We start from the raw sequence: 17,129 nt of genomic DNA, 5'->3' as shown, positions 1-17,129 counted from the left end.
CGATTCTCGAAGGGCTGACCTGGCATGGCACAGAGCGAAAACAACGAGGACAAGCTCCGCGAGTACCTCAAGCGCGTCACCACGGACCTGCGGCACACCCGCCGCCAGCTGACCGATCTGGAGAGCCGCGCGCACGAGCCGATCGCCATCGTCGCGACCGCCTGCCGCATGCCCGGCGGCGTGGACACCCCCGAGGGCCTGTGGCAGCTCGTGACCGACGGCGTCGACACCGTCTCCGGGCTGCCCACCGACCGCGGCTGGGACATCGAGGGAAGCTACGACCCGGACCCCGAGCGGCGCGGCACCACCTATGTGCGCGAGGGCGCCTTCCTGCACGACGCCGCCGAGTTCGACGCCGGCTTCTTCGAGATCTCGCCGCGCGAGGCGCTCGCCATGGACCCGCAGCAGCGGCTCCTCCTGGAGACGACCTGGGAGGCCTTCGAGCGGGCGGGCATCGACCCCACCGGCCTGCGCGGCAGCGACACGGGCGTCTTCGTCGGCGCGAGCAACCAGGCCTACGCCATCGACGGCACCCACGCCCCCGAAGGCGTCGAGGGCCACCTCCTCACCGGCGGTTCGGCCGCCGTGCTGTCCGGCCGGGTCGCCTACAACTTCGGCTTCGAGGGCCCGGCCGTCAGCCTCGACACCATGTGCTCCTCCTCGCTGGTGGCGCTGCACCTGGCGGTGCGCGCCCTGCGCGCGGGCGAGTGCGGCATGGCCGTCGTGGGCGGCGCCACCGTGATGGCGACCCTGCGCAACTTCGTGGAGTTCAGCCGTCAGCGGGGGCTCGCGGCCGACGGCCGCTGCAAGCCTTTCGCCGCCGAGGCGGACGGCACCGGCTGGGGCGAGGGCGTCGGCGTACTGCTGCTGGAGCGTCTGTCGGACGCGCGGGCGAACGGGCACCGGGTGCTCGCGGTGGTCCGCGGTTCCGCGATCAACCAGGACGGCGCCTCCAACGGACTCACCGCCCCCAACGGCCCCTCGCAGCAGCGGGTGATCCGCGCCGCCCTCGCGGACGCCGGGGTCTCCCCGTCCGAGGTGGACGTGGTGGAGGCGCACGGTACGGGCACCAAGCTGGGTGACCCGATCGAGGCGCAGGCGCTCCTTGCGACGTACGGCCGCGAGCGGGACCCGGAGCATCCGCTGTGGCTGGGTTCGGTGAAGTCCAACATCGGCCACACCCAGGCCGCTTCGGGCGTCGCCGGAGTCATCAAGATGGTGGAGGCGCTCCGGCACGGCCTCATCCCCAAGTCCCTGCACGCGGAGGAGGCCAGCCCGCACGTCGACTGGTCCGCCGGCACCCTGCGCCTGCTCACCGACGCCGTCGCATGGCCGGAGTCCGGACGCTCCCGCCGGGCGGCCGTCTCCTCCTTCGGCGGCAGCGGCACCAACGCGCACCTCATCCTCGAACAGGCCGAAGAAGAACAGGCCGCAGAAGACGGGGAGTTGGGGACGGAAGAGTCTCCCGCCCCGGAGGCGGCGGCCCCGGGCCCCCTGCCGTGGGTGCTCTCGGCACGCTCCGAGACGGCCCTGCGCGCCCAGGCCGAACGCCTCGCCACCCGCATCGAGGAGACCGGTGCCTCCGCCGTCGACGTGGCGCACCACCTGGTGACCGGCCGCGCCGCGTTGGAGCAGCGCGCCGTCGTCGTGGGCAAGGACACCGCGGAACTGCTCACCGGCCTGCGCGCCCTCGCCACCTCGGGCTCCGGCGCCGCGGTCGTCCGTGCCACCGCCGAGAACCCTGAGGAGGCGGCGGAGCCCGTCTTTGTCTTCCCGGGGCAGGGTGCTCAATGGGCCGGTATGGCCGTGGAGTTGCTGGATTCCTCGCCTGTTTTCGCTGAGCGTTTCGGTGAGTGTGCGGCGGCGCTTGAGGAGTTCGTGGAGTGGTCGCTGTTCGATGTGGTGCGGGGTGTGGAGGGTGCGCCGGGCTTTGATCGGGTGGATGTGGTGCAGCCTGCTCTGTGGGCGGTGATGGTGTCGCTGGCTGCCTTGTGGGAGTCGTACGGTGTGCGGCCTGCTGCGGTGGTGGGCCACTCGCAGGGTGAGATCGCGGCGGCGTGTGTTGCCGGGGCTCTGAGCTTGACGGATGGGGCGCGGGTGGTGGCGCTGCGCAGTCGGGCGTTGGTGTCGTTGGCTGGTCGTGGCGGCATGGTGTCGGTGGCGGTGGATCGTGCGCGGGCTGAGGAGTTGGCGGGGCGTTGGCCGGGCCGGGTGTCGGTTGCGGCGTTGAACGGTCCGTCGTCGACGGTGGTGTCCGGTGATGCGGATGCGCTGGACGAGTTGGTGGGGCAGGCGGATGAGTTGGGCGTTCGGGCGCGTCGGATCGAGGTGGATTACGCCTCGCATTCGGCTCATGTGGACGCCATTGAGGGCGAGTTGGCGGAGCTGCTTGCGCCTGTGGTGGCCCGGGAGCCTGAGGTGCCGTTCTTTTCGACGGTGACGGGGGAGTGGGTCAACTCGGGGGAGACGGACGCAAGTTATTGGTTCCGTAATCTGCGCGGTCGGGTGCTGTTGGAGCCGGTGGTGCGTGCCTTGGTGGAGGAGGGCCATGGTGTCTTCGTCGAGGTGAGTCCGCACCCCGTGCTCGCTGTCCCGGTGGGTGAGACCGTTGAGGCTCTAGGCGTCGAAGGTGCGGTGGTGGGTTCGCTGCGTCGGGACCAGGGTGGTCTGGAGCGGATGTACGGCTCGCTCGGTGAGGCGTGGGCGCACGGAGTCGAGGTCGACTGGTCTCCCGTCTTCGCCGGGCAGTCTCCGCAGCGGGTCGATCTGCCGACGTATGCCTTCCAGCGGCAGCGGTACTGGCTGGAGTCCGGGAAGGCAGCCGGGGAAGCGGTGGCGGACCCCGTCGAGGAGGCGTTCTGGCGGACCGTCGAGGAAGGGGACCTGGGAGGCTTCGCCCGCACGCTCGGTCTGGAGGAAGTGGACGGGCTCGACGGCGTGCTGCCCGCGCTCTCGCAGTGGCGCCGCGGTCGGCGGGAGCGGGCGGTGCTGGACGGCTGGCGCTACCGGATCACCTGGCGCGACCACGCCCTGCCCACCTCCGGTGCACTGTCCGGCAGTTGGCTCCTCCTCGCCCCGCAGGAGCACCGCGACTCGGACCTGGTCGAGTCGGTCGCGGCGGCGCTGACCGCGGCGGGGGTCGACCCCGTGACCCTCGGTCTGGCCGCGGACGACCTGGACCGCGCGGACTTGGCACGCCGTCTGACGGCGGCCGTCGCGGACCCCGGGCAGGTCGCGGGCGTTGTCTCCCTGCTCGCCCTCGACGAACGGCCGGCGCCCGCCCACGACGGCGCCACCGCGGGCATGACCACCTCGCTGGTCCTCCTGCAGGCCCTGCTCGACAGCGGCATCGACGCCCGTACCTTCTTCCTCACCAGCGAGGCCGTCACCACTGGCACGGACGAGGACCCCGTACGCCGTCCGCTGCAGGCGGCGCTGTGGGGCCTCGGCCGGGTCGCCGCCCTCGAACTCCCGCGGCGGTGGGGCGGGTTGATCGACCTGCCCGGCACCCTCGACGCGGACAGCGCGCGCACGCTGTGCGCCGTGCTGGCCGGTGACGGCAAGGAGGACCAGATCGCCGTCCGCGGCGCCGCCGCCCGGATCCGCAGGCTCGTCCGCGCTCCGCTCGCCGGACGTACGGCGCCGGGGGCCTGGCGCACCTCGGGCGCCGCGCTCGTGACCGGCGGCACCGGCGGACTGGGCGCTCACGCGGCCCGGCTGCTCGCCCGCAACGGCGCCGAGCACTTGGTGCTCACCAGCCGCCACGGCGACCAGGCGCCCGGCGCCGCGGAGTTGGCGGCGGAGCTGTCCGCCCTGGGCTGCCGGGTCACCCTCGCGGCCTGCGATGTCGCCGACCGCGAGGCCCTCACCCGCCTGGTGCGGGAGGTCGAGGCGGACGGGCCCGCCATCCGCAGCGTCGTGCACACCGCGGGCGTGGGCATGCTCGCGCCGCTGGCCGACACCGACCTCGACTTCTTCGCGGAGGGCGCCAGGGCCAAGCTCCTCGGCGCCCGCAACCTCGACGCGCTCTTCGACCACGACCGGCTGGACGCCTTCGTCCTGTACTCCTCCGTCGCCGGTACCTGGGGCAGCGGCGACCACGGCGCCTACTCGGCGTCCAACGCCTATGTCGACGCCCTCGCCGAGAACCGGCGGGCCCGCGGCCTCACCGGTGTCTCCCTCGCCTGGGGCATCTGGAGCCCCGAGGGCGGCGGCATGGCCGTCAACGTCGTACGGGAGCAACTGCGTTGGCGGGGCATCCCGTTCATGGACGCCCAGCTCGCCGTCGACGGACTCCAGCAGGCCCTCGACCACGACGAGACGATCCTCGCGATCGCGGACATCGACTGGGAGCGCTTCGTCCCGGTCTTCACCGCCGCCCACCCCCGGCCGCTGCTGCACGAGGTCCCCGAGGTCGCCGCGGTCCTCGCGGCGGCCGAGGAGGCCGCGGCGCCCGCCGCCGACCGCGCCGGAAGCCTGCGCGCCGAACTCGCCTCGCTGGGCGCGGCCGAACGCGACCGCACCCTGACCGAGCTGGTACGCACCGAGGTGGCCGCCGCGCTCGGCTACACCGACAGCGGCGAGATCTCCGTCAGCCGCGCCTTCCGGGAACTCGGCTTCGACTCGCTCACCGCCGTCGAACTGCGCAACCGGCTCAACACGGCCACCGGTCTCGCCCTCCCCGCCACCATCGTCTTCGACTACCCGAACGTCCGCGAACTCGCCGCGCACCTGGCCCACTTGCTGCTCGGCGACACCGCCGCGGAACCGGAACCGGCGGCGCCCGCCGTGCGCGCCTCGCACGAGGACGAGCCCATCGCGATCGTCTCCATGGGCTGCCGCTTCCCGGGCGGCGTACGCACCCCCGAGGAGTTCTGGCAGCTCGTCCTCGACGAATCCGACGCGATCACCGGACTGCCCGAGGACCGCGGCTGGAACCTCGACACCCTCTACGACCCGGACCCCGACCGGGCCGGGACCACCTATGCCCGCGAGGGCGGATTCCTGCACGACGCGGCCGAGTTCGACGCGGGCTTCTTCGGTATCTCGCCCCGCGAGGCCATGGCGATGGACCCGCAGCAGCGCCTGCTCCTCGAAACCTCCTGGGAGACCCTGGAGCGCGCCGGAATCGCCCCCGACACCCTGCGCGGCAGCGACACCGGCGTCTTCCTCGGCGTCTCCCACCAGGGCTACGGGGCCCGGGGCGAGATCCCCGAGGGGCTTGAGGGCCATCTGATCACCGGCACCGTCACCAGCATCGCCTCGGGCCGGGTCTCCTACACGCTGGGACTCGAAGGCCCCGCCGTGACCATGGACACCGGCTGCTCCTCCGCCCTGGTCGCCCTGCACACGGCGCTGCGCTCGCTGCGCTCGGGCGAGTGCTCCCTCGCGCTGACCGGCGGCGCCGCGGTGATGGGCGAGCCCATCGGCCTCGTCGGCTTCAGCCGCCAGCGCGGCCTCGCCGAGGACGGCCGCTGCAAGCCCTTCGCCGCCGGAGCCGACGGCATGGGCATGGCCGAGGGCGTCGGCATGGTGCTCCTGGAGCGTCTGTCGGACGCGCGGGCGAACGGGCACCGGGTGCTCGCGGTGGTCCGCGGTTCCGCGATCAACCAGGACGGCGCCTCCAACGGACTCACCGCCCCGAGCGGCCCCTCGCAGCAGCGGGTCATCCGCGCCGCCCTGGCGGACGCGGGCGTCCCGGCCTCCGAGGTGGACGTGGTCGAGGCGCACGGTACGGGTACCAAGCTGGGCGACCCGATCGAGGCGCAGGCCCTGCTGGCGACGTACGGCCGGGAACACGACGCCGAGAACCCGCTCTGGCTGGGTTCGGTGAAGTCCAACATCGGCCACACCCAGGCCGCTTCGGGCATGGCGGGCCTGATCAAGATGGTCCAGGCGATGCAGGCGGGGATCCTGCCCAGGTCCCTGCACGCCGAGGAGATCTCCCCCTTCGTGGACTGGTCCACCGGCCATGTCGCCCTGCTCGACCGGGCCCGCCCCTGGGAGCGCAAGGACCGCCCCTACCGGGCCGCCGTCTCCTCCTTCGGCGTCAGCGGCACCAACGCGCACCTCATCCTCGAACAGGCCGAACCGCAGGAGGCGAGCCCGGCACCCGCCGCCCGGCAGGAGCGGACCCTCGTGCCGTGGGTGCTCTCGGCCCGCACGGAGGGCGCCCTGCGCGCGCAGGCGGAGCGGCTCGCCGACTGGGCGCAGGACACGGAGGCGGCCCCGGCCGACATCGCCCACGCCCTCCTCAACGAGCGCGGCGCGCTGGAGGAGCGCGCGGTGATCGTCGGCGAGGACCGCGGCGAACTCCTCGCGGCGGTACGCGCCTTGGCCGCCGGGACCCCCGCACCCGAGGTGTCCCGGGGCAGCACCGCCAACCCGGGCGACCCCGCCTCCCCGGTGTTCGTCTTCCCGGGGCAGGGTGCCCAATGGGCCGGTATGGCCGTGGAGTTGCTGGATTCCTCGCCGGTTTTCGCCGAGCGTTTCGGTGAGTGTGCGGCGGCTCTTGAGGAGTTCGTGGAGTGGTCGCTGTTCGATGTGGTGCGGGGTGTGGAGGGTGCGCCGGGCTTCGATCGGGTGGATGTGGTGCAGCCCGCGCTGTGGGCGGTGATGGTGTCGTTGGCTGCCTTGTGGGAGTCGTACGGTGTGCGGCCTGCTGCGGTGGTCGGACATTCGCAGGGTGAGATTGCCGCTGCCTGCGTCGCCGGTGCGTTGAGTCTGGTGGACGGGGCGCGGGTGGTGGCGCTGCGCAGTCGGGCGCTGTCCCCGCTGGCCGGTCGTGGCGGGATGGTCTCGGTCGCTCTGGGCAGCGGCGCTGTCGAGGATCTGGTGGGGCGTTGGGGTACCCGGCTGTCCGTGGCGGCGGTCAACGGCCCGTCCTCGACCGTCGTCTCCGGTGATGTCGGCGCTCTCGACGAGCTGATGGGCGTGGCCGAGTCCCTGGGCGTAAGGGCCCGCCGGATCGACGTCGACTACGCCTCGCACTCGGTGCACGTCGACGAACTCCGGGACGAGCTGGCCGAGTTGCTGGCCCCCGTCGTCGCCAGGACCCCGGAGGTCCCCTTCTTCTCGACGGTCACCGGCGAGTGGGTCACCACCGCGGAGACGGACGGCGGCTACTGGTTCCGCAACCTGCGGGGCCGGGTGCTCCTGGAGCCGGTGGTCCGCGCCCTGGCGGGCGCAGGGCACGGGGTGTTCGTCGAGATCAGCCCGCACCCGGTGCTCGCCGTGCCGGTGGGCGAGACCCTGGAGGCCGCCGGTGGCGAGGCCGCCGTGGTCGGTTCGCTGCGCCGCGGCGACGGCGGACCGGCGCGCATGTACTCCTCGCTCGGCGAGGCGTGGGCCCGCGGGGTCGGCGTCGACTGGTCCCCGGTCTTCGCGGACCTCTCCCCGCGGCGGGTCGACCTGCCCACGTACGCCTTCCAGCGGCAGCACTACTGGCTGCCCTCGGCGGAGCCGGGGACCGCGGCCGACGGCGGTGCGGAGGCCGGGACGTCCACCCTGGACGAGGAGTTCTGGGCCTCGGTCGAGAACAACGACGTCGACTCGCTCGCCCAGACCCTCGGCATGGAGGACGTGCGCTCGCTCGGCGACATCGTGCCCGCGCTGTCCTCCTGGCGGCGGGAGCGCAGGAACCGCTCCACCCTGGACCGCTGGCGCTACCGCGTCGCCTGGCAGCCCCGCGCCGACCTGCCCGCCGACGCCGACACCCTGCACGGCACCTGGCTCGTCCTCGCCCCGCGCGGACACGAGGACACCCCGCTGGTCCGCGAGGTCTTCGCCGCCGTCGCCGCGCGGGCACCCGAGGCCCGCCTCGTGGTGGCCGGTGAACCGGAGGCCGAGCGGGAGCGCATGGCGGAGCTGCTGCGGCAGAGCACCGAGGGCGAGCAGGAGATCGGCGGTGTCCTGTCCCTGCTGTCGCTCGACGAGTCCCCGTGGTCGCCCGAGGCCCTGCTGCCCACCGGCTTCGTCCTCATGACCGCCCTGCTCCAGGCCCTCGGCGACGCCCGGGTCGACGCCGCCCTGTGGTGCGCCACCCGGGGCGCCGTCTCCGTACGGCGCACCGACGTACTGGGCAGCCCCCGACAGGCCATGAGCTGGGGACTCGGCCGGATCGCGGCCATGGAGTACCCGCAGCGCTGGGGCGGCCTCGTCGACCTGCCCGAGACGGTCGACGCGCGCGCCGGGCGCCGCCTGGTCGCCGCGCTGTCCGGCGCGCTGGAGGAGGACCACGTCGCCCTGCGCCAGGCCGGGATACTCGCCCGGCGCCTGGTACGCGCCGGAGAGGGGCCGCGCCCCGACGGCGCCTGGCAGCCGCGGGGCACCGTCCTCGTCACCGGCGGCACCGGCGGCCTGGGCGCCCATGTCGCCCGCTGGCTCGCCCGGACCGGCGCCGAGCACCTGGTCCTCGCCTCCCGCCGCGGGCCCGACGCCCCCGGAGCGGAGGAACTCCTCGCCGAACTCACCGGACTCGGCACCCCGGCGACGGCGGTCGCCTGCGATGTCTCCGACCCGGAGGCGGTCCGCGCGCTCCTCGCCGAACTGCCCGGCGAGGCGCCCCTGACCGCGGTCGTGCACACCGCCGGGATCATTGACGACGGCGTCATCGACAGCCTCACCCCGCAGCGCGCCCACGCTGTCATGCGGCCCAAGGCCGACGCCGCGCTCGTCCTCGACGCCGCGACCCGCGGCCTCGACCTGGACGCCTTCGTCCTCTTCTCCTCCATGGCCGGCACCCTCGGCGGCTCCGGCCAGGGCAGTTACGCCGCCGCCAACGCCTTCCTCGACGCGCTGGCCGCCCGCCGCCGCGCCGAGGGCCTGCCCGCCACCTCGATCGGCTGGGGCACCTGGGGCGGCGGCGGCATGGTGAGCGCGGAGGTCGCCGAACAGCTGCGCCGCAACGGCGTCCCGCCGATGGACCCCGAACTGGCCATCGCCTCCTTGCAGAAGGCGCTCGACCAGGACGAGGAGTTCCTCGTCGTCGCCGACGTCGACTGGAAGCTCATCACGGCGCGGGCCTTCGCCGCGCTGCGCGAGTTCCCCGAGGCCCGCAGGGCGGCCGCGCCGGAGCAGGCCGACAAGGAAGCCGACCACGCCGACGGGCCGCCGCTGATCCGGCGCCTCGCGGCGATGGCGCCCGAGGAGCGGCGCGGCGCGCTGCTCACCGAGATCCGCACCCAGGCCGCCTCCGTGCTCGGCCACCCCGACACCGAGGCGGTCCCCCCGGGCCGCGCCTTCCGCGACCTCGGCTTCGACTCGCTCACCGCGGTCGAACTGCGCAACCGCTTCTCCGAGATGACCGGCCTGCGGCTGCCCGTCACCCTCGTCTTCGACCACCCCTCGGCCGCCGCCCTCATGGCCCACCTCGACGCGGAACTCTTCGCGACCGGGGACGCGGCCCAGGGCGCGGAGAGCCTGCCCACCCGGTCGGTCGACGACGACCCCGTGGTGATCGTCGGCATGAGCTGCCGCTTCCCCGGCGGCGTCACCTCCCCCGAGGAACTCTGGCGCCTGGTCACCGAAGGCACCGACGCCATCAGCCCCTTCCCCGCCGACCGCGGCTGGGACGTGGAGAACCTCTACGACCCCGACCCGGAGCGCCTCGGCCACTCCTACGCCCGGCACGGCGGCTTCCTGCACGACGCCGACCGCTTCGACCCCGCCTTCTTCGGCATCTCGCCGAGGGAAGCCGTGGCCATCGACCCGCAGCACCGGCTGCTCCTGGAGACCTCCTGGGAGGCCTTCGAACGCGCCGGTATCGACCCGGAGCAGATGCGCGGCGCCCAGGCCGGTGTCTTCGTCGGCTCCAACTACAACGACTACGGAAGCCGCGCGGCCCAGGCCCCCGAAGGACTGGAGGGCTATCTGGCCACCGGCAGCGCCAGCAGCGTCGCCTCCGGCCGCATCGCCTACACCTTCGGTCTCGAAGGCCCGGCGGTCACCGTCGACACCGCCTGCTCCTCCTCCCTGGTGGCCCTGCACCTCGCCGTGCAGGCCCTGCGGTCCGGGGAGTGCGAACTCGCCCTGGCCGGCGGGGTCACGGTGATCTCCACCCCGGACACCTTCGTCGAGTTCAGCCGCCAGCGGGCGCTGTCCCCCGACGGCCGCTGCAAGCCCTTCGCCGCGGAGGCGGACGGCGCGGGCTGGGCCGAGGGCGTCGGCCTGCTGCTCCTGGAACGGCTCTCGGATGCCCGGCGCAGGGGACACGCCGTCCTGGCCACCGTCGCGGGCTCGGCCGTCAACCAGGACGGTGCCTCCAACGGCCTGACCGCGCCGAGCGGTCCGGCGCAGCAGCGGGTGATCCGGCAGGCGCTCGCCTCGGCGGGTCTGTCTCCCGCGGACGTGGACGCGGTAGAGGCGCACGGCACCGGTACGACCCTGGGCGACCCGATCGAGGCGCAGGCCCTCCTCGCCACCTACGGCACCGACCGCCCCGAGGACCGGCCGCTGTGGCTCGGCACCCTGAAGTCCAACATCGGCCACACCCAGGCCGCTTCGGGCGTCGCCGGAGTCATCAAGATGGTGATGGCGCTGCGGCACGGCACCCTGCCGCGCACCCTGCACGCCGAGAACCCCTCCCCGCACATCGACTGGTCCTCGGGCGCGGTGCGCCTGCTGCACGAGGAGCAGAGCTGGGCGCCGGGCGCCGAGCCGCGCCGGGCGGGGGTCTCCTCCTTCGGCGTCAGCGGCACCAACGCCCACGTCATCCTCCAGGAGGCCGCCCCCGTGGCGGAGGCGGAACCGGCGGCCCCGGCGGCCGAGGGCGGCGGTGTCCTGCCATGGCTGCTGTCCGCCCGCGGCCGGGACGCCCTGCGCGCCCAGGCCCGCCGGCTGCTCGACCACCTCGCCGCGGCGCCGGACGCCGCCCCCGCCGACCTCGCGCTGAGCCTGGCCACCGCCCGCGCCCACCTGGACGACCGGGCGGCGATCCTGCCCGCCGAGGCCGACGCGGACACCGAAAGCCTCACCGAGGCACTGGCCGCGCTCGCCGAGGGCCGTGAACACCCGCGGCTGGCCACCGGCCGCGCCCGCGGCGGCAAGGTCGCCTTCCTCTTCTCCGGGCAGGGCGCCCAGCACGCGGGCACCGGCCGCGCCCTCTACGCGACCTACGAGGCCTTCGCCGACGCGCTCGACGCGGTCTGCCTCCACCTCGACGAGCACCTCGAAGTCCCCCTGCGGGACGTCCTGTTCGCGGAGCCCGGCACACCGGAGGCGGCCCTCCTGGACCGCACCGCCCACACCCAGGCCGGACTCTTCGCCTTCCAAGTCGCCCTCTACCGGCTGCTGGAGAGCCTCGGCGTGCGCCCCGACGTCCTCCTCGGCCACTCGGTCGGCGAGATCGCGGTCGCCCATGTGACCGGGGTCCTCGGCCTGGAGGACGCCTGCCGCCTGGTCGCCGTCCGCGGCCGGCTGATGGGCGAACTGCCCGAGGGCGGCGCCATGGTCTCCGTCCGGGCGAGCGAGGAAGAGGTACGCGCCCACCTCGGTGCCCACGCGGACCGGGTGGCGGTCGCCGTCCTCAACGGCCCCACCGGCACGGTGATTTCGGGCGACGAGGCGAGCGTGCTCGAGGTCGCCGAAGCAACAGGCGCGAAAACCAAGCGACTTCGCGTTTCCCACGCCTTCCACTCGCACCGCATGGACGGCATGCTCGCCGACTTCGCCGAGAGCATCGGGGACCTGCCGCACGCGACGCCCGCACTGCCCGTGGTCTCCACCGTCACCGGGCGGCCCGTCACGGCCGAGGAACCCTTCGACCCCGCCTACTGGACCCGCCAGGTCCGCGAGGCCGTGCGCTTCGGCGACGGCGTGCGCACCCTGGAGGAACAGGGCGTGACGACCTACGTGGAGATCGGACCCGGCGGCGTGCTCACCGCGCTCGCCGGGGACTGCGTGGAGCAGGAGGCCACCCTGGTCCCCGTGGTGCGCCGCGACACCGAGGAGACGTACTCCCTGGCCCAGGCACTGACCCGGCTGCACCTGGACGGCCACGGCATCGACTGGCCCGCCCTGTTCGCGCACTCCGGCGCCCGCCGCGTCGACCTGCCCACCTACGCCTTCCAGCGCCGCCGCTACTGGCTGGAGGCCACCGGCTCCGGCCGGGAGGCCGCCCGGGCGGGCCTGGAGACGCTGCGCCACCCGCTCCTGACGGCGGCCGTGCCGCTGGCCGGCCAGGACGGTGTCCTGCTCACCGGCACCGTCGGGGTGGACACCCGCCCCTGGCTCGCCGACCACGCCCTGGCCGACCGGATCCTCTTCCCCGCCACCGCCTTCCTGGAGCTCGCGGCACAGGCCCGCGCCCACGTCGGGGCGGCCCGGATCGCCGACCTGACCCTGGAGAGCCCGCTGCAACTCCCGGAGACCGGCGCCGTCCAGCTCCAGGTCGCCGTCGGCGCCCCCGACGCGGCGGGCGAGCGGCGCCTGACCGTCCACTCCCGGCCCGCGGGCGCGCAGGAGTGGACCCGGCACGCCGAGGGCACCCTCGCGGACACCGCCCCGGCTCCCGAGCCCGGCCCCGCCGCCTGGCCGCCCGCCGGAGCGGAGGAAGTCGACGTCTCCGGCCTGTACGAGGGGATCGCCGCCAAGGGCTTCCACTACGGCCCCGCCTTCCGCGGGCTGCGCGCCGCCTGGCGGCAGGGCACCGCGGTGCACGCGGAGATCGTCCCCGAGGACGGCGAAGTCCTCGAAGAGGCCGGGCAGTTCGGCCTCCACCCGGCCCTGCTCGACGCCGCGCTGCACACCGTCGCGCTGGCGGTCGCCGAGGACACCGGCCCCGTGGTGCCCTTCGCCTTCAGCGACGTCACCGTGCACGCCGGGGGCCCGGGCACCCTCCGGGTCAGCCTCACCCCCGAGGGCGAACACACCTACGCGGTACGGCTCTTCGACGATGCCGGAGCCCCGGTGGCCGACCTCGGCGGGCTCAGCCTGCGCCCCGTGGACACCAGCGGGCTCGCCCCCGCCGCGGGCGCCGGACACCTCCACGAGGTGCGGTGGGTGCCCTCCGCCGAGGCCGAAGGGCAGGCCCCGGCCGGGCCGCTGTGCCTGATCGGCGCCGAGCCCGGCACGCTCCCGCTGCCCGCGAGCCTCCGGGCCGAGCACCGCGCGGACCTCGCCGAACTGCTGCACACCGCCGCCGGGGACGGTGTCCCCGCCACGGTCCTCGCCGCCGTCCCGGCCACCGCACCGGGCGACCGCGCGGACGCCACCCGCGAGGCCCTGGCGTACGCCCTGCGACTGGTCACCGACTGGCTCGCCGAGGACGCCTTCACCGCCTCCCGTCTCGTGCTCCTGACCCGCGCGGCGGTCGCCACCGGCGACGGGGCGGCGGCCCGCGGCACCGACCCGGTCCAGGCCGCGGTCTGGGGGCTCCTGCGGTCCGCGCGGACCGAGAACCCCGGCCGCTTCGCCCTGATCGACCACGACGGAACCGCCGCCTCGCTGGCCCGGCTGCCGCAGGTGCTCGCGGGCGGCGCGCCCGAGACCGCGCTGCGCGAGGGCAGGGCGCTCGCCCCGCGCCTGGTCCGCACCGCGGAGCCCGCCCGGCAGGAGGCCCTGGACCTGTCCGGCCCGGGCACCGTCCTCGTCACCGGCGCGGGCGGCGTCCTCGGCAGGCAGGTGGCCCGCCACCTCGCCACCGTCCACGGCTGCCGCTCGCTGCTGCTCGCCGGACGGCGCGGCGCGCGGACCGAGGGCATGGGCGAGCTGTGCGAGGAACTGCGCGGCCTGGGCGCCGAGGTCACCGTCGCCGCCTGCGACGTCGCCGACCGGGACGCCCTCACCGCCCTCCTCGCCGGGATTCCCGCCGAGCGCCCCCTCACCGCGGTGGTGCACACCGCCGGGGTGCTCGACGACGGCGTGGTGCAGTCGCTCACCCCCGAGCGCCTGGAGGCGGTGCTGCGGGCGAAGGCCGACGCCGCCCTGCTCCTGGAGGAGGCCACCCGCGGCACCGGCGCCGCACTCGTCCTGTTCTCCTCGCTCGCCGGCACCTTCGGCGGCGCGGGCCAGGCCAACTACGCCGCCGCCAACGCCTTCCTCGACGCCTTCGCCCACCGGAGCCGGGCCGAGGGCCGCCGGGTGCAGTCCCTCGCCTGGGGGCTGTGGGCCGAACGCAGCGGCATGACCGGCAAGCTGGACGAGACGGACCTGCGCAGGGTCGCCCGCGGCGGCATCCGCCCCCTGGAGACCGCCGAGGCGCTCGCCCTGTTCGACGCGGCCCTGCGGCGGCCCGAGGCCTTCCTCGCACCCGCGCTGCTCGACCTCGCCTCGCTGCGCGGCGGCGACGGGACCGTACCCGAGCTGGTACGCGAACTGCTGCCCGCCCGGCAGCGGCCCACCGCACCCGGCAGGGCGCGGGGCGTCGCACCGGCGCAGGAAGCCCAACTCCTCGCGCGGCTCGCCCGCCTGGACGCCGAACAGCGGCCGGCCGCCGTCCTGGACGCGGTCCTCGACCAGGCCGCCCTGGTCCTCGGCCACGACAGCCCCGACACCCTCGACCCCGACCGCGGCTTCCTCGACATCGGCTTCGACTCGCTGACCGTCGTCGAACTCCGCAACCGGCTCAGCGCCCTGACCGGCATACGGCTGCCCGCGACGCTGATCTTCGACCACCCGTCCCCGCAGCGCCTCGCCGACCACCTGCTGGACCGGACGGCGGCCGCGGCGAAGCCCGCGCCCGCCGCACCGGCCACCGGCACGCCCTCGATCCTGACCCGACTCGACTCCATGGAGGGCGAGTTCCAGGAGGCGATCGCCGACGCACGGGCCCACGAAGGACTGCGCACCCGGCTGCGGCAGCTGCTCGAACGCCTCGACCGGGTCGGGATCCCCGCGCAGCCCACCGGCGGCGGCTCCGAGGAGGAGGTGTCGGACGAGGAACTGCGCGCCTTCCTCGACGGCGAACTCGGCGAATCCTGACCGGGGTGCGCCCCGGTGCCACCGCGCCGGGGCGCACCCGCCCCCCACCGGCCGCCCGGCTCCTGCCGGACACCCGCTCCGCCCGGCCGCGCTCCCGCGAGGGAGCCCGGCCGCCCCACCTCTGCCCCCTGGAGGCAACAGTGAAGGCTCTCGTGCTCGCGGGAGGAACCGGTACGCGACTGCGGCCGATCACCCATACGTCCAGCAAGCAACTGGTGCCGGTCGCCAACAAACCCATCCTCTTCTACGGCCTCGAAGCCATCGCCGCCGCCGGGATCACCGAGGTCGGCGTCATCGTCGGCAGCACCGCCGCGGAGATCGAGGCCGCCGTCGGGGACGGCTCGGACTTCGGCGTCCGCGTCACCTACATCCCGCAGAGCGAACCCCTCGGCCTCGCGCACGCCGTCCTCGTCGCCCGGCCCTTCCTCGGCGACGACGACTTCGTGATGTACCTCGGCGACAACTTCGTCCTCGACGGCATCACCGATGTGGTCGACGAGTTCCGCAAGGAGCCCTGCGACGCCCAGATCCTCCTCACCCGGGTCCCCGACCCCACGGCCTTCGGCGTCGCCACCACCGACGAGCACGGCAACGTCCTCGGCCTGGAGGAGAAGCCCAGCAGGCCCCGCAGCGACCTCGCCGTCGCGGGCGTCTACCTCTTCACCCCCGTCGTCCACGAGGCCATCGACCTCATCGAGCCCTCCGCCCGCGGCGAGTTGGAGATCACCGACGCGCTCCAGCGCATGATCGACAAGCGCCTGACGGTCCGCTCCACCGTCATCCCCGGCTACTGGAAGGACACCGGCAACGTCACCGACATGCTGGAGGTCAACCGCACCCTCCTCGAACGGCTCCAGCCCTGCACCGAGGGCACCGTCGACGAGGAGAGCCAGATCGTCGGACGGGTCCGCATCGAGAAGGGCGCCGAGGTGCGGCGCTCACGCATCGTCGGCCCCGCCATCATCGGCGCGGGCACCCTCGTCAGCGACTCCTACGTGGGGCCCTCCACCTCGGTCGCGGAGAACTGCCGCATCATCGGCAGCGAGATCGAGTTCTCCATCGTCCTGCGGGACTCCTCCTTCGACCGGGTCCGCCGGATCGAGGGCTCGCTGGTCGGACGCAATGTCTCGGTGAGCCTGGCGCCGCGGCTGCCCGCCACGCACCGCCTCGTCATCGGCGACCACGGGCAGGTCCAGATCTCGTCATGAGCACTGTCCACCTCCTCGTCGTCACCGCCGTCCAGTCCGAACGCGACGCCGTCGCACGGGGGTTGGACCCCACCGCGCCGGCCCTGCCGCACCCCCTGCCCGGGCACGAGATGCTGCGCACCACGGGCGGGGGAGGACCCCACCCGCTGCACGCGGACCTCCTCGCCGCCGGAGTGGGCCCCGCCGCGGCGGCCGCCGCCACCGGCGCCGCCCTCACCGCCGCCGCCCTGCGCGAGAAGCCCTACGATCTGGTGATCACCGCCGGTATCGCCGGAGGCTTCGCCCCGGTCGCCCCCCTCGGATCCGTGGTGGTGGCCGACCGCGTCGTCGCCGCCGACCTCGGCGCGGAGTCCCCCGAGGGCTTCGTGGCCGTGGACGACCTCGGCTTCGGCCGCAGCAGCCACCCGTGCGCCCGCCACCTCGGCGCCGCCGTGGCCCGCGCGCTCGGCGCGGTGCACGCCCCGGTGCTGACCGTCTCCACCGTCACCGGCACCGCCGAACGCGCCCAGGCCCTGCGCACCCGCTACGAGGGCGCCGCCGCCGAGGCCATGGAGGGATTCGGCGTCGCCGAGGCCGCCGCCGCGCACGGCGTCCCGCTCCTTGAGATCCGTACGGTCTCCAATCCGGTCGGCCCCCGCGACCGCGCCGCCTGGCGCATACCCGACGCCCTGTCCACGCTCTGCGACGCCTTCGGTGTCCTGCGGACCGTCCTCGACCGGGGCGCGCCGCCGCCCTACTCCTGAGGCCCCGCGCGGCGCCCGCGCCCCTGCCGAAAGCCCGTGTCCCGCACGGGCTTTCGGCGTTCCGGGCACCCCCGCGGACAGGGCCCCGCCTGCGCCGATGACACCCGCCGGGGATTTCCAAGGGTTTCCCCAGAGAACCCGGCCGGGTACCGAAAAGACCCCGCGTCGCGGGTCATGCTGTCCGAGCCGTACGAGGAAAGCAGCGGGCCGGACAGCACCGGTACGGCCCCGGGCTCCAGACGACAGCAGCGTTCCCTAA

At 74.6% G+C, this 17,129-nt stretch carries 3 protein-coding genes; all 3 read left to right on the top strand.

Annotated elements, in window-relative coordinates; genetic code table 11:
- The first annotated feature begins 24 nt into the window (after positions 1–24).
- A complete protein-coding gene (locus MID12_RS02565) occupies positions 25–14,919 on the top strand; it encodes a type I polyketide synthase (protein ID WP_263164601.1) in 14,895 nt (4,964 codons plus the stop codon).
- 140 nt (positions 14,920–15,059) lie between these two features.
- Positions 15,060–16,127 (top strand): glucose-1-phosphate thymidylyltransferase, encoded by a 1,068-nt coding sequence (locus MID12_RS02560; RefSeq protein WP_040246450.1) that lies wholly within the window; start codon positions 15,060–15,062, stop codon positions 16,125–16,127.
- Complete coding sequence (locus MID12_RS02555) at positions 16,124–16,870, top strand: futalosine hydrolase (protein WP_263164599.1); 747 nt, start codon at positions 16,124–16,126, stop codon at positions 16,868–16,870. Before MID12_RS02560 ends, MID12_RS02555 begins: the two co-directional genes overlap by 4 nt.
- Positions 16,871–17,129: the final 259 nt, after the last annotated feature.

Source organism: Streptomyces sp. SCSIO ZS0520 (assembly GCF_025643355.1).
In the GTDB taxonomy this organism is placed as follows: Bacteria; Actinomycetota; Actinomycetes; order Streptomycetales; family Streptomycetaceae; genus Streptomyces; species Streptomyces physcomitrii.
The sequence above is the reverse complement of the archived record's forward strand: the minus strand, read 5'-3'. Positions and strand labels throughout refer to the sequence as shown.

Excerpts from the sequence above, each read along its gene's own strand:
- MID12_RS02565 (WP_263164601.1), top strand. The coding sequence starts at position 25 with ATGGCACAGAGCGAAAACAACGAGGACAAGCTCCGCGAGTACCTCAAG.
- MID12_RS02555 (WP_263164599.1), top strand. The coding sequence starts at position 16,124 with ATGAGCACTGTCCACCTCCTCGTCGTCACCGCCGTCCAGTCCGAACGC.